The organism is Acinetobacter sp. YH16051 (assembly GCF_013417135.1).
GTDB lineage: Bacteria > Pseudomonadota > Gammaproteobacteria > Pseudomonadales > Moraxellaceae > Acinetobacter > Acinetobacter towneri.
Genome location: NZ_VPEN01000002.1, coordinates 91,802 through 110,071, shown reverse-complemented (window position 1 = coordinate 110,071; position 18,270 = coordinate 91,802). Strand labels below are relative to the sequence as shown.

At 41.7% G+C, this 18,270-nt stretch carries 20 protein-coding genes and 2 pseudogenes; 6 read left to right on the top strand and 16 right to left on the bottom strand.

The features are described 5' to 3' along the window. Positions 1 to 45: 45 nt before the first annotated feature. The 4 genes and pseudogenes from FTV41_RS15080 to FTV41_RS02345 all read left to right on the top strand — a co-directional run. Positions 46 to 433: pseudogene (locus FTV41_RS15080) on the top strand (IS4 family transposase); the annotation flags it as partial. Continuing rightward, positions 428 to 619: pseudogene (locus FTV41_RS02355) on the top strand (HlyD family secretion protein); the annotation flags it as partial. The pseudogenes FTV41_RS15080 and FTV41_RS02355, both read left to right, overlap by 6 nt. A 67-nt stretch (positions 620 to 686) precedes the next feature. Continuing rightward, positions 687 to 1,559 (top strand): 1-aminocyclopropane-1-carboxylate deaminase/D-cysteine desulfhydrase, encoded by an 873-nt coding sequence (locus FTV41_RS02350; RefSeq protein ID WP_104853251.1) that lies wholly within the window; start codon positions 687 to 689, stop codon positions 1,557 to 1,559. Positions 1,560 to 1,612: 53 nt separating this feature from the next. Further along, the gene (locus FTV41_RS02345; RefSeq protein WP_167846177.1) at positions 1,613 to 2,809 is read left to right on the top strand and encodes an NAD(P)/FAD-dependent oxidoreductase; all 1,197 of its coding nucleotides are present in this window, start codon (positions 1,613 to 1,615) and stop codon (positions 2,807 to 2,809) included. Between the two features lie 183 nt (positions 2,810 to 2,992). Here FTV41_RS02345 and FTV41_RS02340 read toward each other — a convergent pair whose 3' ends face one another. The 4 genes from FTV41_RS02340 to FTV41_RS02325 form a co-directional block, all read right to left on the bottom strand. After that, entirely contained in the window at positions 2,993 to 3,160 is a 168-nt protein-coding gene (locus FTV41_RS02340; RefSeq protein WP_004975492.1) for a hypothetical protein, read from the bottom strand. Between the two features lie 169 nt (positions 3,161 to 3,329). Continuing rightward, the gene (locus FTV41_RS02335) at positions 3,330 to 3,500 is read right to left on the bottom strand and encodes a hypothetical protein (protein WP_171501094.1); all 171 of its coding nucleotides are present in this window, start codon (positions 3,498 to 3,500) and stop codon (positions 3,330 to 3,332) included. A 95-nt stretch (positions 3,501 to 3,595) separates the two neighbouring features. After that, entirely contained in the window at positions 3,596 to 5,317 is a 1,722-nt protein-coding gene (locus FTV41_RS02330; protein WP_004975489.1) for a mechanosensitive ion channel, read from the bottom strand. 254 nt (positions 5,318 to 5,571) lie between these two features. Continuing rightward, a complete protein-coding gene (locus tag FTV41_RS02325; RefSeq protein WP_004975487.1) occupies positions 5,572 to 5,850 on the bottom strand; it encodes a hypothetical protein in 279 nt (92 codons plus the stop codon). Positions 5,851 to 6,051: 201 nt separating this feature from the next. Between FTV41_RS02325 and FTV41_RS02320 the strand changes: the two genes are divergently transcribed. Next, complete coding sequence (locus FTV41_RS02320) at positions 6,052 to 6,474, top strand: hypothetical protein (protein ID WP_004975486.1); 423 nt, start codon at positions 6,052 to 6,054, stop codon at positions 6,472 to 6,474. 138 nt (positions 6,475 to 6,612) lie between these two features. Here FTV41_RS02320 and FTV41_RS02315 read toward each other — a convergent pair whose 3' ends face one another. Beyond that, positions 6,613 to 7,284: a hypothetical protein gene (locus FTV41_RS02315; protein ID WP_179996044.1), complete on the bottom strand. Its 672-nt coding sequence runs from the start codon at positions 7,282 to 7,284 to the stop codon at positions 6,613 to 6,615. Positions 7,285 to 7,291: 7 nt separating this feature from the next. Continuing rightward, on the bottom strand, positions 7,292 to 8,053 hold the full coding sequence (locus FTV41_RS02310; protein ID WP_179988594.1) for a ferredoxin--NADP reductase: 762 nt from the start codon (positions 8,051 to 8,053) through the stop codon (positions 7,292 to 7,294). Between the two features lie 84 nt (positions 8,054 to 8,137). Here FTV41_RS02310 and gigC point away from each other — a divergent pair, with 84 nt between their 5' ends. Beyond that, complete coding sequence (gene gigC, locus FTV41_RS02305; protein WP_179996043.1) at positions 8,138 to 9,019, top strand: LysR family transcriptional regulator GigC; 882 nt, start codon at positions 8,138 to 8,140, stop codon at positions 9,017 to 9,019. A gap of 34 nt (positions 9,020 to 9,053) precedes the next feature. On the opposite strand, the gene FTV41_RS02300 is transcribed toward gigC, so the two are convergent. The 10 genes from FTV41_RS02300 to nuoH all read right to left on the bottom strand — a co-directional run bounded on the left by FTV41_RS02300 (position 9,054) and on the right by nuoH (position 18,269). Continuing rightward, complete coding sequence (locus tag FTV41_RS02300; protein WP_179994129.1) at positions 9,054 to 9,635, bottom strand: cold shock domain-containing protein; 582 nt, start codon at positions 9,633 to 9,635, stop codon at positions 9,054 to 9,056. Between the two features lie 86 nt (positions 9,636 to 9,721). Beyond that, a complete protein-coding gene (locus FTV41_RS02295; protein WP_179996042.1) occupies positions 9,722 to 10,015 on the bottom strand; it encodes a cold-shock protein in 294 nt (97 codons plus the stop codon). 81 nt (positions 10,016 to 10,096) lie between these two features. Continuing rightward, a complete protein-coding gene (upp, locus tag FTV41_RS02290) occupies positions 10,097 to 10,732 on the bottom strand; it encodes a uracil phosphoribosyltransferase (protein WP_004975475.1) in 636 nt (211 codons plus the stop codon). Between the two features lie 126 nt (positions 10,733 to 10,858). Then, positions 10,859 to 12,352 (bottom strand): NADH-quinone oxidoreductase subunit NuoN, encoded by a 1,494-nt coding sequence (nuoN, locus tag FTV41_RS02285; RefSeq protein WP_179989664.1) that lies wholly within the window; start codon positions 12,350 to 12,352, stop codon positions 10,859 to 10,861. A 3-nt stretch (positions 12,353 to 12,355) separates the two neighbouring features. Continuing rightward, positions 12,356 to 13,969, bottom strand: a complete 1,614-nt coding sequence (gene nuoM, locus FTV41_RS02280) for an NADH-quinone oxidoreductase subunit M (protein WP_004975471.1) — start codon at positions 13,967 to 13,969, stop codon at positions 12,356 to 12,358. Position 13,970: 1 nt separating this feature from the next. Beyond that, positions 13,971 to 15,866: an NADH-quinone oxidoreductase subunit L gene (gene nuoL, locus FTV41_RS02275; protein ID WP_096901802.1), complete on the bottom strand. Its 1,896-nt coding sequence runs from the start codon at positions 15,864 to 15,866 to the stop codon at positions 13,971 to 13,973. Continuing rightward, positions 15,863 to 16,171 (bottom strand): NADH-quinone oxidoreductase subunit NuoK, encoded by a 309-nt coding sequence (nuoK, locus tag FTV41_RS02270; protein ID WP_004975463.1) that lies wholly within the window; start codon positions 16,169 to 16,171, stop codon positions 15,863 to 15,865. Before nuoK ends, nuoL begins: the two co-directional genes overlap by 4 nt. Then, entirely contained in the window at positions 16,171 to 16,689 is a 519-nt protein-coding gene (gene nuoJ, locus FTV41_RS02265) for an NADH-quinone oxidoreductase subunit J (protein WP_171062597.1), read from the bottom strand. Before nuoJ ends, nuoK begins: the two co-directional genes overlap by 1 nt. Next, positions 16,689 to 17,231 carry an NADH-quinone oxidoreductase subunit NuoI gene (nuoI, locus tag FTV41_RS02260; protein ID WP_004975460.1) on the bottom strand — a complete coding sequence of 181 codons (543 nt, stop codon included), beginning with the start codon at positions 17,229 to 17,231 and terminating at the stop codon, positions 16,689 to 16,691. Before nuoI ends, nuoJ begins: the two co-directional genes overlap by 1 nt. An 18-nt stretch (positions 17,232 to 17,249) precedes the next feature. Next, entirely contained in the window at positions 17,250 to 18,269 is a 1,020-nt protein-coding gene (gene nuoH / locus FTV41_RS02255) for an NADH-quinone oxidoreductase subunit NuoH (RefSeq protein ID WP_004975457.1), read from the bottom strand. Between the last annotated feature and the right edge of the window lies 1 nt (position 18,270).

Genomic DNA, 18,270 nt, shown 5'->3' with positions numbered 1-18,270 from the left:
TCATTGAAATAATGGCATAATACTTGTTTTCTGACGACGAATATGATGATACATTTCAATGAGTTACATCTCATCTTAAACAAATATCTAAAGTTGAACAAGTCACATGTAAAATGTTTTACACTGATTATGCTGGCATTAATTGTAAAACAGACATGTAATCTTTCTTCTGCATTTAAAGCCTTACCCATCACGTGCTTACCACAATCATTTTTATCGATGTATACAACGCTTCTTTGCAGATCAGTATTTCGATTATCGTCAAATTTCTCAGTTAATTTTCAATATATTTTTATTCGATAAAGTCCAATTAACTTTGGATAGAACCAACTGGAAATGGGGAAAACGAGATATCAATATCTTGATGTTAGCCATCGTCTATCGTGGAATAGCGATACCTATTGTTTGGACATTGCTCAATGAACCAGGCCATGTGGAACAGATTTCCCCCGCTGCGGGTTCAGAGTTCAGTGTACTTAAACCTGACAATCCCACAGGAAATTTTACCAAAGTCGTTCAACGTATAGCGGTACGTATCACCATTGATCCGAATTAAAAAGGGATCGAAAATCTAAGCCCTGGTATGTCGGTGATCACGTCGGTGGATACCGACTCATAAACCAACACTGACATTCTCAATCAAATACATTTACAATGTGGTCAAATTCATTTCTCGTTCGCAAAAAATGTTTGATCACATTGCTTTTCCTACCCCTTATCAAACATTAGAACTTCCCCAGCCTGTTCAACTAACCATCAAACGCCTTGATCAGATTCATCCCCAGATTTCGGGCAACAAGTTTTTTAAACTTAAATACAACCTCTTGGCAGCACAACAGCAAGGTTTTTCTCAAGTCCTCACTTTTGGCGGTGCATTTTCCAATCATATTGCAGCAACGGCTTATGCAGCTCAACGCTTTGGCTTTCAAAGTATTGGCATCATTCGTGGTCAAGAACTTGCGACCCAAGACTTAAATCCTACCCTACAAACAGCGCAAGATTTTGGCATGCAACTGCATTTTGTCAGCCGAGCCGAATATCGTCTGCGCCATGAAGTGGAATATTTACAACAACTTCAACAGCAATATCCTCAAGCCTTTATTATTCCAGAGGGTGGAAGCAATTCCCTTGCCATTCAAGGGACACAGGAAATCCTCTCCCCTGATGATTTAGAAAATTATGACGTAATTTGTTGTGCTGTGGGTACTGGTGGAACAATTGTGGGCATCATTGAAAGTAGCTCGGAACAACAGCAAGTTTTAGGGTTTTCAGCCTTGAAAGGTGATTTTCTCAAACAGGACATTCAACAATGGACCGATAAAAGCAATTGGTCTTTAACCGATGCCTATTGTGGTGGCGGCTATGCCAAAACTACACCTGAATTATTGAAATTTATTCAAAATTTTGAGCAAAAATATCAAATTCCACTCGAACACATTTATACAGGTAAAATGATGATGGGACTTCTTGATTTAATCCAGCACAATCATTTCCCTGCCCACACTCGAATCCTGGCCATTCATACAGGTGGGTTGCAAGGAAAGCTTAAAGTATATTAAAACCCCCACAAATCTTTTATAATTACTCGCTTTTCGTCTACCGAGTAATACTCATGGTTCATCAGGTTGATGTTGTTGTTTTAGGTGCAGGTGCATCAGGCTTGATGTTGGCTGCTGAAGCAGGCAAACGTGGGCGTTCGGTTGTGGTACTGGAAAAGGCCAATAAAGTGGGCAAAAAAATTCTAATGTCTGGTGGTGGTAAATGTAACTTTACCAACTTAGAAGTCGAGCCAAACCATTATATTTCACATAATCCACACTTTGTCATTTCTGCTCTCACCCGTTATACCAACTGGGATTTTATTGGTTTGGTCTGCGAATACGGCATTGAATATGAAGAACGTAAACACGGACAATTATTCACCTTAAACGGCGCTAAAGAAATTTTAGCCATGCTCTTGGCCGAATGTGAAAAAACCAATCTGGTCAATATTCAAACTAATTGTGAAGTCAAAGCTGTGAATGCCCTAGATGATCAAGGTTTCCAAATTGCAACGACTTTAGGGTATTTCCAAGCAAGCGCTGTGGTTGTAGCCACAGGTGGTTTATCTATTCCAACTTTAGGTGGCTCTGGAATTGGCTATGAAATTGCTAAACAGTTTGGTCATCGTGTTTACCCGACCCGTGCAGGTTTAGTGCCTTTTACCTTCTCAGACAGCTTTAAAGAAGTCACTACACGTTTAAGCGGTAATGCGGTGGATGCGACTTTATCAAATTCATTAAATAGTTTTACCGAAGCATTGCTATTTACCCATCGTGGTTTGAGTGGGCCAAGCGCCTTACAGCTTTCTAATTATTGGGATGTCGGACAAAGTTTTAAAATTAACTTTTTGCCATACTTAGAACTCTATGACTTTTTTAAAAACAAAAAGCAAAGCAGTCCTAAAGTTTTACTACGCACCTTGCTCAGCGAACATTTGCCAAAAAGTGTAGTGGCTGAATTGCAGCAACTGATCTGGCCTACGCTCTCTGAAACGGCAATTGGCAATATCAGTGATGAAAAACTAGAACAGATTGCAGCACGTTTAAATGCCTTTGAAGTCAAACCATCGGGCACAGAAGGTTATCGTACTGCCGAAGTCACTTTAGGCGGAGTCGATACCCAAGAAGTTTCCTCTAAAACCATGGAAAGTAAAAAACAAAAAGGCTTGTATTTTGTCGGAGAAGTCTTAGATGTAACAGGACATTTGGGCGGCTATAATTTCCAATGGGCGTGGTCATCTGCACATGCGGCATCGGAGTATGTTTAAGTTTGCTTTTAGATGAAACATGCAAACAAATGAATGTGATAAAAATGATTCTAGTCTAAACAGAATAATATTGATCTTGCCGATCAAATTGCAAAATGACAAAAGCCAGTTTTTTCTAAACTGGCTTTTTCTTTAACACCGTCACGTACTATAAAGACTTAGCAATACGTGAATCCTGTTATTTTATTCTAAATAATCGGTACGAAATAATACCAATTTTGGCGTATTTGCCAAACGTGATTCAGTTTGCTGCATTTTAAGCACAGCATTTTGTTGATGCATAGGTAACGAATTTGCCACTTGAACTTTTAAACTGATACGTAATTTGTTTAGCATATTGATTTCTCTCATTATTGTCATCCTTGCGCGAATTTTAAGACTCAAATATTTCAGCTTGGTTAAAACCCAAGTTTTTTATTTTTCCCTTAAACCCTCATCAAGCTTTCCAAGTTATTGATCTGATTTATCCAAATCAGTCTTTGGCTCATTCCTGCCAAAGTTGATTAATTTTTAACATAATTTAAGAGCTTAGTCTATCCTCCTTTGGGTGATTTTTATCAACATTTTCAGTTGATTTTGCCGTTGCTTCTGGTTTAGCAAAGACAAACTTATAAGCGGCAACAAAAAAACCGATGGTGATGCCAGCAATCACTATTGGGGCAAAAAACTTATTGGGTACTGATTTGGACATTAGTCTTTCCTCTTTTTTAATAAATACCGAAAAGAAATCGACCAATACGGTGATTGGCCGATTATCTTAGCGATTCAAATCAAAATTTGAATAGGTTATTTCGGGTCATTTTTTGGATGTTCATCGACATCAGGTTCAGCCTCACCTGTCGAACCAAATGGGTTGTTGACTGGTGGATGTTCAGGATCAACCTTTAAGGTATCTGGCACTGCATGATCAGTTGCCGCTTCAGGTGTTGTAGTCACATCACTTACAGACGCTTGCGGCTGCTCAGATACAATAGGTGTCATCACACTTGATGCTGACGTTGCCGTTTCTGTCTTGTGCAAAGGATTCGGTTGATTTGCCTCACGTTTAGCTTTATCAATCAAATCAGTTAACACACGCTCTGCAGGTTGACGACCACCTAAACCAAAGGCAAGTGCGAAAGCCACTGCAACAGAACCGAGAGTTAAACCAAAGGCCAAGTTCACAATCGAGTCGGCAATACCCATCGCGCGTAAGCCCATGGCTACCACCAAACCCATAATTAAAATACGGACTAAGTTTGCCAACCAACGTGAGCTGTTATATTCACCGCGCTGTACCACTTTGGCGACCAAATTCGCGAGCCAGAAACCCACCACCAAAATGACAGCACCCAACAGGATATCTGCACCAAACTGGATAAACATGGCAATCAAGCCGCTGACTTGATCAAAGCCCAAACGGTTCGCCGCTTCAGATACCGCAAATAGCATGGTAAAGAATACAATCAGATAACCGACTACACATGAAATTTTAGTCGTACCTAAAAAGCGCTGTAAGTCGAGTTTGGCAGGAATATCATCGACTCCTGTACCTGCAACCACTTCCACCACAATATTGGCTACAAAACGCGACACCACATAAGCCAAAATAAGAATCAGACCTGCCGCAATAATATGCGGGATCGCATTCATAATTTCATACAGCATGGCTGTCGCAGGCTGCGAAATGGCTTCAATTCCAAGTGCCTCAAAACCAATAATCAAGGCGGTGATGATCACCAAGGCGAAAACAAACGAACCGAGTAATTTAGGTAAATTTGAATTTTTAAAAATGCCAACTTTTTCAGCATGCTGTTGAATATTCAGGCTGCCTAATAAACCTTCGACAATGCCACGAACAATTTTTGCCAGAATGTATCCGACAAAAACAATCACGCCTGCAATGAAGATGTTCGGTAAATACAGCACAACTTCATTCACCATGTTTTGCACAGGGAACAACAGACCGTTTAAGCCTAAAATTGACAGCACAATTGGCAAGAACAGCAATAAAATCAGCCAATAAACAATTTCACTGATATTTTGACTTAAGCCACTCACACCCACATCGGCGCTGAGTTTTTCATCCAACTGAGTACGTGCCAACAGTTTTTGCATCCCCACTTTGACCAGATTTGCCAAAATCCACCCAATAAAAGCAACGGCTACAGCAGCCAGTAAAGAAGGAATAAACAGTAAGAACTGCTGAATCATATTACTGAATGGCCCACTGACACTGGTCAGATTCAACACATTCAGCGCACCAATGACCGCAATAATTAAAATCACCCAAAACACGACCCGCGACACAATCACTTCAATATTTGAACGATGCCCCGTTGCATTTGATAATTTTTGATCGGTACCTAATTTTTGTAGAACCTTTTTAATTCCACCCGCAACCAATAATGCAATCACCCACCCGACAAGTAAAATTGCGACTGCAGCTAAAATGGGTTGAAATTGCTCCCAATAATACATGGCATCAAAACCTCTGCCATGTAGGTTCCCATTAAAATAATCATTCATCTTGTTTAATCCTCATGGTGATTAGCTTCATTTTTAGGTTTGCACTACAGCGCAAAACTGCTTTTTATCGATTCAAATTATTGAGTAAAGCTCTACCCACCATAGAATTTGCATATTTTTTATTCAACCTTGGGATGCAGAATCGCAACAATTCTACAAAGGAGGGATAATAAACCTTGCGAAAATCCACAAAAAAGCCCTGCATCTAGGCAAGGCTGAATTTGTAAATACGATTTTTTGACGCTTAGGCTAAACTACCGATCTGTTGCTGTTGCAGTATTGCTGTCCTCTGCACGTGCTTCATCTCCAGCTGTGCCCGTTGTCGTGCTATTTGGCGTTGCTTGTTGTACGGTTGGATTAGGATGTCCAGGAGGTGCTTCGCTCGGACTCGGATTGCGATCCGCCATCATGTAAATCAGCAATGCCAATAAAAAGATTCCCACCAGTAGAAGCATATAGACTGGAATACGTTTTTTTCGCTTAATGTCTTCAGCTGAGTTTACATGAGGTGGTTTATTGAAATCATGCGGCATGTTCCCCTCACTTATGTATTTATCTGATGAATTTTCATACTAACAAGCTCCTCACGCTTATTGTGTGACAATACATAGCAAGATGGTGAAAAGATGTAATATACCTCAAGTACCACCTATGTTGCCCAATATCGACAAAGCTGCCTCTCACGGGGAAATGCGCTATAATCACGTACCGTTTTTTTGTGTACTTTGAACTTTATGGCGTATCGTCAACAAAGTGTATCGCTTGATCTTGACACTGACGTCACTCATCAATGTGCCTTGCACTATACCCGTGATGGGCATCTCATTGGTATTATTGAATTTAGCAAGCCCAGCTATCTGCTCAAATGGGGCGATTTGGAATATTTCCGTCGTCGTACCGAAGAATTTTCGGTCATGCCATTTCCAGATTGTGTGAATGCCATGATCATTGATATTCGCAACATTGCTGCATTTCTGGATAATGAAGTGCCAATTTTACCGTGGCGCTTACTTGAAGAAGAATGTCCTGTGCGTTTGGTGGTTCCTCAAGAGCGCTTAGAGCATTATGCAGGTTTTTTTGAACCGACTTGGCTAAGTAGCGATGTCGATAGCGCGATTCAGGAAATCCGCGAATATATGGATATGTTTGTGCACTAATTTCTTTGAAGAGTCACTTTCAAGCATTGCGTTCAAAAGTTGCTTTCAAAATTGAATCGCACCAAGCAAAAACCTCATCTGCAGCGTTGTAGATGAGGTTTTTATATGAATGGTGAAGATCACCTCAACAACCAATTTTTAGCGAATTGTGAAAATACATTTATTTTCAAAACTCGATTTAGGCAGCCACAAAACCTGCTTAAAACGCACCTGATCTATGCCAAAACTTCGCATTTTCTTAGATGTATAGCGCCAACCGACACAGTCTTGATATTTTTCATATTCAGGTGCCTGCCCTGCAATGGTTGAGCTTTGCTGAACTTTAATTTTCTGAAAAAAAGCGGTTTCCTTTGCACGGATTGGGCCAATATATTCATTATACATTTGCTCCATTTCAGCACTTTCAAATTGCATTTTTTGCAAACTGCCGCCATGCCAACCGAGCTGGCTACGCAAGTTTAAATATTTTACTTTGCCCGCAGGAAATACATAATTGGCACAAGAAGAAAAACAATATTGTCCAACTTCTACATTCAGTTGATGGTCATAAACCAAATTGCCCAAATCAATGCCTAAGCCGATCTCGCCACCACGGCTGTTGATTTTTAAGGTATCAATCTTATCTGACTGTTTGAGTAATTCCGCTGCACGTGCGTTGGCTTCAGGGCTAAGTGGCCCATCATAAATGAGTACGTGATCTTGCACAGCAACCTGAGTTTCCACCGTTTCAGCCTGTACGGTTTGTGCGACTATAAACATCAGCCCTGCGCTGGCTATATATTTGAACAGTTGATATTTGAATAGTTGCATCACATCCTCACCAATAATTTTCAACTGCAATATTGCCTTCCCCACGGCGGTTCATGCTTAAACCACGCGCTTTTAAGGCTTCTTTGGTGTCATCGACCATGGCAGGGTTACCGCATAACATCACATGGCTGGTTTCAGGGTTGAGTACACTACCCGCAGCCTGTTCAAGTTCACCATTTGCAATTAATATAGGCAAACGATCATGCAAATCAGCTTGAGGATCGCGAGTGATAATTGGGATAAATTTAAAGCCTGTATGCCCTTCGCCAAAAGTTTCGGCAATCTCGTGAATTTTATCGACATAAGCCAATTCAGCTTCGGTACGCACGCTATAAACCAAATAAATATGTTGATATTTTGTCCATGTTTCAAAATCTTGCAGCATGGATAAAAACGGTGCAAGACCTGTACCTGTGGCCAGTAACCATAAATCGTGTGGGGCAGGCAATTGATAACGCGCCAAGGTCAAAAAACCATAAGGGATTTTTTCCAAGTACAGCTCATCCCCCACTTGAAGGTGCTGCAAGTTAGAAGTAAACGCACCATCTGGCACGACAATTGAGAAAAACTCTAAAGTTTCATCAAAGGGTGATGACACCACCGAATAAGCACGTACTACCAATTCATCGCCCACTTTTAACCCGATACGTGCAAACTGCCCTGCAGTAAATTTAAAATGCGCGGGTCGGGTCATAATGAAGCTAAACAAGGTGTTGGTCCAACGATGAACCGAAAGCACTTTTTCTAAAGTAAATTTTTCAATTGACATGATTTGAGCGTGGCATGAAAGACTGTGCTCATGTTAGCATGTTGGGGTAATTTATGAATATTTTTAAATGTTAAGGCTTGATTCATGCGCATGACTTTACGCCAGTTGGCGGTTTTTGTAGCAGTTGCCCAAGAAGGGACAGTAACCAAAGCCAGTGATGCCGTTAAGCTCACCCAAAGTGCTGCAAGTATGGCCTTAGCAGATTTGGAGGATGGCTTAGGCGCTCCACTGTTTGACCGTTTGGGTAAGCGCCTACAGCTGAACGATTTAGGTCGTTTTTTATTGCCACAAGCCTTAGAAATTTTGGGTCGTTGTGAAGCATTTGAGCAAGCCGCTAAAGGCGAGCTACAAAGTATTGATTTGCGTTTAGGTGCAACTCTTACCATTAGTGACTATTTGATGCCTGATTTAATGGCAGACTTTTTGCAAATTCAGCCGCAGGCGCATTTACAGTTACAAGTGGGCAATACCCGCCAAATGATTGAAGCTGTAAACCAATTTCAGCTAGATTTAGCACTGATTGAAGGTTCTTGTCACTTACCCCAACTCCAATGTATTCATTGGCGTGATGATGAACTTGCAGTGTGCTGTGCGCCAAGTCATCCTCTAGCGCAGTTAAACCGTGCTTTAAGCATTGCAGATTTTGAAGATGCCGAGTGGATTTTACGTGAAGAAGGTTCAGGTACCCGTGAAGTGTTTGACAATGCAATTTTAAAAAACCTGCCTGATGCCAATATTCGTTTAACTTTGGGTCATAACGAAGCGATTTTAAAAATTGTCGCAGGTGGGATTGGTATGTCGTGTATTTCACGATTGGCGATTGAACCTTTACTAGAAAAAGGTCAATTGGTGATTTTAGATACACCTTTCTGGCAACTGACGCGCCCGTTATTCATGTTGGTGCATCGTCAGAAATACCAAGGGCCTGGCTTAAAGGCATTTATGAAGTTTTGCGACGCGAAATAGTTTATAAAAGAGTACCGATGATGGTACTCTTTTTTTAGCGATTAAACTGACTCTCACACGGTATGCCGTCACCATCACCGTCCATTTTAGTATTTGGACAATTTCGTATAAAGAATAATGCTTCTTCGTAAGACGTCATTTGACTACAGTGCTCACGCCCATCACAAGTAAAGTTCTGTTCAACAACAGGAACTTCTACTACTTTTTGTACTGATAAAGCTTCAGGCTGACTATTTTGCCAAGCTTGGTACTTATTAAATACTGCATAAGCCAAGCCGAATATAATCAATATACCCATATAAGTAACAAAATTGGATGAGTTATTTTCAGACTTCTGCTGTCTTTTATGATTCTGCTTTGTCGTATGAATTGCCCTTGATTGAGGTGTATGCCTTTCGACTGCAACCTTAATATCTAGACGGACAATATTATCTGCTTTGAACTTGCCATTTTCTTCTACTTTACGAAATTTTAGATTTTCTCCCACTTTTAGTGGAATATTTTTATTGGGAAAATCTTTAATATGAAAAAATAAATCTTTAGGCTCTCCTTCTATTTGAATAAAACCAAAGCCTCGTTCTTCGTTATAAGTTTTTATTTTCCCTTCTAAAAACATAAATTACTCTTTTCACGTTAATTTTTGATTATTGTACAAAAAAAGAGGCGAGAATGCCTCTTTTCTGTGCATGAAAACATTTAAAACTAACGCTTTAAGTTTGATAACAATGCAGACGTAATCGACGTATTCGTAGCAACCGCTTTGGCTTTTTTTGCTTTTTTGGATTTATCTTCTACAGGTTCAATATTAATGGCTTTATAACGATCACCATTTTGAACCACATTAAATTTAACCCGATCATTGCGCTTTGGCTCGCCTTCAGCCGCAGGAAAATCCGAGATATGGAAAAACACTTCACCTTCAGGTGCGGCAATAAATCCATAGCCTTTTTCGGCATTATATTGTTTGATTTTCCCTTGATATTGTTCAGATTTCATGGCTTAACCTTTTACGAGCTGCACTTTATATGAGTATATAAAAAAGAGGCAGTTAATGCCTCTTTTTCACCGACATTCGGCTTAATCTTTTTGCACTGAACCAAAAATTTTATCGCCTGCATCACCCAAGCCAGGCACAATATAACCATCTTGGTTTAAACCTTCATCTACCGATGCAGTAAAGATCACCACATCTGGATGCGCGGCTTCTACACGTTGAATGCCTTCTGGCGCTGCAACCAAAACCATCACACGAATGTCTTTACAACCACTGGCTTTGAGCAAATCAATCGCTGCCACTAAAGATGAACCTGTGGCAAGCATAGGGTCAATAATCATCGCAATACGGTTTTGTACATCTGGTACTAATTTTTTGTAGTACGTACGCGCTTCTAAAGTTTCTTCATCACGTTCCAAGCCAAGTACAGACACTTTGGCACTTGGAATCAAGTTTAAGAAACCATCTAACATGCCAATACCTGCACGTAAAATAGGCACAACCGTAATTTTTTTACCCGCAATACGGTCTACAGTGACTGCACCATTCCAACCCGCAATTTCGTGCTCGACCATAGGCAAATCTTTGGTCGCTTCATAAGTCAGCAACATGGTGACTTCTTGTGCCAATTCACGGAAGTTTTTGGTGCTGATATCAGCACGACGTAATAGCCCTAATTTATGACGAATAAGCGGATGTCGGATTTCATGAATAGCCACGGGAGAACACCTAAAAGGAAAGAAAAGCAAATATCATTTTATTATATGCTGTTTTTATTGTGTATATAAACCAAAAAGCCCTCAATTTATGAAGGCTTTTTGACTGAAAGTTAAACTTCTTTCAAATTATTGCTGTGACAGCATGAAATGGATTGGTGACAAAATTTCAGCTTCAAGTGCAATTTTGATAATTGGGTCTGGATAAACACCAATCACCAATACCGCTAAAGCTGCAGCCAATACCATAATACCGCCCACTTTTTGACCCCAATGATCAACAGCGTCCATTTTTGGTTCATCTGGCGGTGTCATATACATCACCACCATAACGCGCAAGTAGTAGTACAAACCAATACCTGAACCTACGATGATCATCGCAGCTAAGAACCAGTGCTGAGTCGTAACAGCAGCCATCACCACCAAGAACTTACCAATGAAGCCTGCAGTGAGTGGAATACCTGCTAGAGAAAGCATCATGACAGTTAATACAGCAGTCAATACAGGACGACGCCAGAACAAACCACGGTAGTCTGCTAAGCTTTCTGCTTCAGCTACGTTGTTATACGGGCTAGACATTAATGCCACTGCACCGAACGCACCAATGGTGGTCAATACATAAGTGATCACATATACGCTGACATTGCCCAAACTTGCATAGGTCATGCTGATTAAACCAATCAACAAATAACCAAAGTGCGCAATAGATGAGTAAGCCAAAATACGCTTCAAGTTAACTTGACGTACAGCTAGGAAGTTACCCACCAAAATTGAAAGCACAGCAATAATGGTCATGATGGTTACAATTGAGTCGATCAGGATTGCACCTGAACCCAAAATGTAACGTACAAACAAACCAATGGTTGCTACTTTTGCTGCAGTCGCAAGAAAGGTTGCGATTGGTGCAGGCGCACCGTCATAAACGTCTGGCGTCCATTTGTGGAATGGTGCCAACGACAATTTAAATGCCACAGCAAAGACAATTAAGCCTAGACCTAAAATCACCAATGGCTGTTGGATATTTTGCATTAATGCTTGTACAGAGTCATAGAAAGACAATGAACCAGTGTATGCATAAATGTACGCCATACCCATGAGCAACATTGCAGATGCGGTTGCAGACAAGACTAAGTACTTCACGCCTGCTTCTAAAGATTTAGAACGTTGGTGAGTGTATGCCAATAAGCCATAAACAGGAATTGACATTAACTCAAGGCTAATGAAGAACGACGCATAGTGCGAGCTTGACACCATCAACATAGCGCCCGCCACTGAACACAACATTAAGATGTAGAGTTCTTCGCGGTTGTCTTTATACGTTTCAATATACGCATGTGACAAAGTAGAACATGCTAATGCAGCGATCAGAATCACCAGTTGATATAACAAGGTGAACGGATCAATCATAAACATGCCCATCACGCTGGCAGGAGCAAAATTCCCGCCAAACATCATGAGTAAAAGGTAAGCCGCAGCGAGGTTCAAGCCCACCACTGATGCTGTAGCAATTAAGTTATGGTTACGCTTAATTGCAGTAAGGATCATCACGATAATCGCAGTTAAAGCCACGATCATCACAGGAGCTAAAGGCATAAGCTCAGAAAATGACATTGTGAAGTTCATGGCTTATTGGATCTCCACATTTTCGAGTTGAGCTGTTACTTCTTGCGTAACTTCAACTACTTCTTGAACTGGGATGTAGCTATTTGCTAACCACGCCATACTTGAATTTGAAATATCAAGGAAGGTTTGTGGATACAGACCAAGCCATACTAGACCCAGCGCACAAATTGAAAGAATCACAACTTCACGTGCATTTAAATCTTTTAACGGATTTGCATAGTGCTGTTTTTGCTCTTCATTTGGTACACCAAACAAAGCTTTGTGAATCAGGATTAAACCGTAAACACCTGCAAAAACTAAGCTGATTGCCGCAATAATTGTGAAGGCTGGGAACTGTTCAAATGAACCCATCAAAATCAGGAATTCACCAATAAAGTTACCTAAACCAGGAATACCGACTAACGCAGCCACAAAGAACATCAGGAAGAATGAAAGGTATTGGAATTGACCACGAATACCGCCCATTAAACGCATGTCACGTGTATGTACGCGCTCGTAAATTTGACCACACATAATGAACAATGCAGCAGATGACAAGCCATGTGCCAACATCATGATCATTAAGCCTTGGTAAGTCAGGATATTACCTGCATAAATTGCAAGTAATACGAAGCCCATGTGCGAAATTGAGGTATAGGCAAGTAAACGCTTCATATCGGTTTGCTGGAAAGCACACCACGCGCCGTAGAACACACCAATTAAACCCAAAATAATGGCGATGTCTGCAAACTGAGCAGAAGCCGCTGGGAAGAATGGAATCACGAAACGTAATAAACCGTATGCCGCAGTTTTAATCAAAATACCTGCAAGGTCGACAGAACCCGCTGTAGGCGCTTGTGCGTGTGCATCTGGTAACCAACCGTGTAATGGGAAAACTGGAAGTTTTACCGCAAAACCGATGAATAAACAGATCATGAAAGCATAAGCGACTGCTGGTAATTGTGCGTCAAGGGTATTCGCTACAGCCAATAAATAGTTGTAGTTGAATGAAATAGTACCTGACATCATGTATCCATAGATCACTAGACCTAAGATACCAATCAACATGATTAAACCAGCAACTTGCGTGTAGATAAAGAATTTGGTTGCAGCGTAAACACGTGAACGACCATTTGAACCTTTATGACCCCATAACGCAATCAGGAAGTAGATTGGTACAAGCATCATCTCCCAGAAGAAGAAGAACAGGAACAAGTCAATCGCAAGGAATACGCCAATTACCCCACCCAAAGACCATAAAAGGTTAAGGTGGAAGAAACCGACGTTCTTTTGAATCTCACCAAATGAACAGCCTACCGCTAAAATACCCAGTAATGCAGTTAAACCCACCATGAGTAAAGATAAGCCATCCACCGCTAAGTGAATGTTGATGCCTAGGGTTTGAATCCAAGGCAGCATAAATTCAGCCGACCAAGTTGGAACTTGAGCGCCTAATTCATAGTTATAGCTAGCACCTTGCCACAATGCGACAGTTAAGCCCAAAGTAACAAGCATGCCCACTAAAGCAATGTAACGCGGTAATTTATCGTCGAGTTTATCGACCAACCAGCAAATAAAACCTGCAATGAACGGAACAAGGATCAGCGCGGGTAGAATTAAATTGTTTGGAGTATCCATCTTATTTCCCCACGACCTGAATCACGATCAAGATCATTAGTAAGACCACTACACCAAGTGCCATACTTGATGCGTACTCACGCAATGAACCTGTTTGACGTGAACTTGTGAAGCTATGACCACCTTTCACCAGTGCAGGCAGTACCAACCACATACCATCAACTGGATCACGACCTAATAGTTTGGCAATCAGCAAGAATGGTTTTACAAATACGATGTCATACAACGCATCGAAACCAAGTGCATTACGGCAAATGTTGGCAAGGCCTGCGCCCAATGAAGTTTGCGCAAAACCTTTTACAGCATTGTAAGCAAAGGCAAATAACACCACACCTACTGCTAAACCAGCCAAAGCCACACCAATTGCAACATACTCTGCACCATGTGCGCCTGCTTCTAATGCTTCAGGAATCACAAATGCTGGGATTTTTGCAGCATCAAGAATGCTCATCACTGGTGCTTTTAATACAATCGCTAAACCAGTTGAAAGTACTGCAAGCACTGCCAATGGGAACCAGTAAGTTGCGCCTTTGATCTCGTGATACGGTGTGTTTTCTTTACCAAAGAATACAACCCAAATTAAGCGGAATGTATAAATTGACGTTAAGAATGCACCTGCTACACCCACCCAATATAAGGTGTTATATAGCGGAATACCTGCGATATGACTTTGCGTCCAAACTGCTGCCAAAATAGCGTCTTTTGAGAAGAAACCAATGGTCAAGAATGGAATCGCTGCCAATGCACCGCCACCAATTGCGAAACATGCAAATAGGAATTTGTTCTTGTAGAACAAGCCACCCATTTTGAAAATGTTTTGTTCGTGATGGTAAGCCAAAATCACCGCACCAGAAGACAAGAATAATAATGCCTTGAAGAATGCGTGAGTTAACATGTGGAATAGACCCGCTTGGTATGCTTCTGCACCAACTGCCATAAACATATAACCCAGCTGACTCATAGTTGAGTAAGCCAAAATACGTTTGATGTCGGTTTGAACCAATGCTGCAAAACCAGCAACTAGCAAGGTCACAGCACCTGTAATTGAAATGAATAACATCACTTCAGGTGCAAGTTCAAATACGCTGAACATACGGCAGCATAAGTAAACACCCGCAGTTACCATGGTTGCAGCGTGGATTAATGCAGATACAGGTGTAGGACCTGCCATCGCATCGGCTAACCAAGTTTGCAACGGAATTTGTGCAGATTTACCCGCAGCACCCAAGAACAACATTAACGCTGTCCAAATGGTGATCGACGAGCTTTGAGTCATTACATTGGCTGCATTTTCTACGATGTATTGTGTGTTCAACGTACCAAATTGTTGATACAACAAGAACAACGCGATCAGTAGGAAAACGTCACCCACACGTGTTACGGTAAATGCTTTGATTGCTGCAAAACCGTTTGCAGGGTTTTGGTAGTAATAACCAATCAGCAAGTAAGAGCACAAACCTACACCTTCCCAACCTAGGAACAATAACGCCAAGTTATCGCCAAGTACCAACAACAACATGCTCGCAACGAACAAGTTGAAGTAAGAGAAGAAACGTGCAAAGTCTTCTTCACCACGCATATACCATGATGCAAAGATGTGAATTAAGAAACCCACGCCTGTAATCATGCCCAGCATGAGCAAAGATAAACCGTCTAAGTGCAAGCTAAACGCAGGTGCAAAACCACCCACATTGAACCAAGTCCATAAATGTTGAGTCGTTGCAACCGAACCGTTGTTCACAAAGTCCATGCCTGCAATTAGCGCAAATAATGCAGACAGACCCACTGAACCTACGCCAATAATCGCAGCAACTTTTTCAGGTAAGTTGTTACGCCCTGCCGCTAAAAGGATAAAACCAATGAGCGGAAACAATACTGTTAGATATAAATAACTCATCCGCGCATCTCACTAGCAGCATCCACATCCAAATGATGGAAGCGATGATAGAACTGAAGGACGATCGCAAGACCGATACACGCCTCTGCCGCAGCAAGTGTCAAGATCAAGATAAACATGATCTGACCATCTGGTTGTACCCATGCACTACCAGCCAAGACAAACGCCAATGCCGCAGCGTTCATCATGATTTCAAGGCCCATTAAAATAAATAGTAGGTTGCGTCGCACCATCACACCGTAAAAACCGAGTGCAAAAAGAATGGTCGCGACAATCAAACCATGTTCTAAAGGGATGTTGCCCATTATTCTTTTTCCTCTTCTGCACTTGGTTCACGTTTACCGATGTGGAAGCCTGCAACCAAAGCTGCAAGTAATAACATTGCGGCAACTTCAACCAACAATAAGTACTGAGTAAAGAGTGCTTGACCCACTGCTTTTGGACCCACCATTTCGGTGCCCATAAGCGCGCTTGGTGCAGTGTAGTCTGAGCTTAATGACCACACTAAAACCAAACCAATTAGGAAGCTCATCAAAGCTGGGTATGCCCAAGTTGATGAAGTCAACCATTTACGCTCTTGCTCAACAGTTTGCTGACCAAGGTTGAGCATCATCACCACGAATACGAACAAGACCATGATCGCACCCGCATAAACAATGATTTCCAAGGCACCAGCAAATGGTGCACCCACGATCATGAACATGCCTGCAACCGCAAGTAATGACACGATCAAGCTTAATAAAGCATGTACTGGGTTCGCGTTAGTCACTACACGAACCGTAGAAACAATGGCCACGAGTGCCATCAAGTAAAACGGCCACATCATGGTAATAGACTCCGTACATCAATAGGTGCGCTTTCACGTTGCGCTTGACCTTTGTCTTTACCTGTAACAGCCATACCCGTTACACGGTAGAAGTTGTAGTCAGGATATTTACCAGGACCTGAAATGAGTAAGTGTTCTTTCTCATACACCAAGTCTTGACGCACATATTCACCTAACTCGAAGTCAGGTGTTAACTGAATTGCAGTCGTTGGGCATGCTTCTTCACACATACCGCAGAAAATACAGCGTGAGAAGTTGATACGGAAAAACTCTGGGTACCAACGACCATCTTCCTGTTCTGCTTTTTGCAGTGAAATACAACCTACTGGACAAGCAACTGCACAGAGGTTACATGCTACACAACGCTCTTCGCCATCTGGATCGCGTGTTAACACAATACGACCACGGAAGCGTGGAGGTACAATTTCTTCGGCTGGTACTTCCGGATACAAAATGGTGTCACGTTTACGTGTCACGTGCGAGAAAACCATCCACAGTGAACGTACAATTGACCCAAACCCAGCTAGAAACTTAAACATATTGTTCTCCCTGCTGTCTTAGGCCGAATGATTCATAAGAATCACAGCACCAGTTACCAAAAGGTTAACAAGCGCCAATGGCAAGCAAATTTTCCAACCAAAGTTCATCACTTGGTCATAACGCGGACGCATTAAAGAACCACGAGCCAAGACAAACATCATCACAAAGAATGCTGTTTTGATAATGAACCAGAAAGCTGCTGGAATGAATGGAATTTCAAGGTTAAACGGCGCTAGCCATCCACCGAAGAATAGAGTCACGATAAGCGCAGAGATCAGTACCACGTTGACATATTCTGCAACGAAGAACATCCCCCACTTCATACCGCCATATTCGACGTGATAACCTTCAGCCAATTCTTGTTCTGCTTCTGGTTGGTCAAATGGGTGACGGTGAGTTACCGCAACGCCTGCAACCACGAAAATCAAGAAACCTAAGAATTGTGGAATCACAAACCAAACATCACGTTGCGCTTCAACAATTTCACGCATGTTGAAGGAGCCTGCAATAGCAACCACACCCATGAGTGAAATACCCAAGAACACTTCATAAGAAATGGTTTGAGCGGCTGAACGTAAACCACCAAGCAATGCGTATTTGTTGTTTGATGACCAACCACCAAATAACACCGCATAGACTGCGATACCTGCCATTGCCATAAAGAACAACAGGCCAATGCTCATGTCTGCCACACCTAAATAAGGTGATACAGGAATAACCATGAACGACAGTACCGCAGTTGCCATTGCAACCGCTGGTGCCATACGGAACGTAAGTTTGTCGGCAAATTTTGGTGTCCAGTCTTCTTTGAACATGATTTTCAGCATGTCGGCAACAATCTGGAACATACCGCCTGGACCTACACGGTTCGGACCATAACGGTCTTGCCATAAGCCCAGTAAACGACGCTCAATAAAAGACATGAGTGCAGCAATCAATACCACAACCAGTAAGATGACAATCGCTTGAATGACTGAATAGGCAATTGGCCAGTTCTCAGCCCACAGCGGCGTCTGACGGATTAATTCTTGTTGCATG

Bases quoted from the DNA above. Each gene is read 5' to 3' on its own strand.
- FTV41_RS02350 (WP_104853251.1), top strand. From the start codon at position 687: ATGTTTGATCACATTGCTTTTCCTACCCCTTATCAAACATTAGAACTT.
- FTV41_RS02345 (WP_167846177.1), top strand. From the start codon at position 1,613: ATGGTTCATCAGGTTGATGTTGTTGTTTTAGGTGCAGGTGCATCAGGC.
- FTV41_RS02340 (WP_004975492.1), bottom strand. From the start codon at position 3,160: ATGAGAGAAATCAATATGCTAAACAAATTACGTATCAGTTTAAAAGTT.
- FTV41_RS02335 (WP_171501094.1), bottom strand. From the start codon at position 3,500: ATGTCCAAATCAGTACCCAATAAGTTTTTTGCCCCAATAGTGATTGCT.
- FTV41_RS02330 (WP_004975489.1), bottom strand. From the start codon at position 5,317: ATGAATGATTATTTTAATGGGAACCTACATGGCAGAGGTTTTGATGCC.
- FTV41_RS02325 (WP_004975487.1), bottom strand. From the start codon at position 5,850: ATGCCGCATGATTTCAATAAACCACCTCATGTAAACTCAGCTGAAGAC.
- FTV41_RS02320 (WP_004975486.1), top strand. From the start codon at position 6,052: ATGGCGTATCGTCAACAAAGTGTATCGCTTGATCTTGACACTGACGTC.
- FTV41_RS02315 (WP_179996044.1), bottom strand. From the start codon at position 7,284: ATGCAACTATTCAAATATCAACTGTTCAAATATATAGCCAGCGCAGGG.
- FTV41_RS02310 (WP_179988594.1), bottom strand. From the start codon at position 8,053: ATGTCAATTGAAAAATTTACTTTAGAAAAAGTGCTTTCGGTTCATCGT.
- gigC (WP_179996043.1), top strand. From the start codon at position 8,138: ATGCGCATGACTTTACGCCAGTTGGCGGTTTTTGTAGCAGTTGCCCAA.
- FTV41_RS02300 (WP_179994129.1), bottom strand. From the start codon at position 9,635: ATGTTTTTAGAAGGGAAAATAAAAACTTATAACGAAGAACGAGGCTTT.
- FTV41_RS02295 (WP_179996042.1), bottom strand. From the start codon at position 10,015: ATGAAATCTGAACAATATCAAGGGAAAATCAAACAATATAATGCCGAA.
- nuoN (WP_179989664.1), bottom strand. From the start codon at position 12,352: ATGAACTTCACAATGTCATTTTCTGAGCTTATGCCTTTAGCTCCTGTG.
- nuoM (WP_004975471.1), bottom strand. From the start codon at position 13,969: ATGGATACTCCAAACAATTTAATTCTACCCGCGCTGATCCTTGTTCCG.
- nuoL (WP_096901802.1), bottom strand. From the start codon at position 15,866: ATGAGTTATTTATATCTAACAGTATTGTTTCCGCTCATTGGTTTTATC.
- nuoK (WP_004975463.1), bottom strand. From the start codon at position 16,171: ATGGGCAACATCCCTTTAGAACATGGTTTGATTGTCGCGACCATTCTT.
- nuoJ (WP_171062597.1), bottom strand. From the start codon at position 16,689: ATGTGGCCGTTTTACTTGATGGCACTCGTGGCCATTGTTTCTACGGTT.
- nuoI (WP_004975460.1), bottom strand. From the start codon at position 17,231: ATGTTTAAGTTTCTAGCTGGGTTTGGGTCAATTGTACGTTCACTGTGG.
- nuoH (WP_004975457.1), bottom strand. From the start codon at position 18,269: ATGCAACAAGAATTAATCCGTCAGACGCCGCTGTGGGCTGAGAACTGG.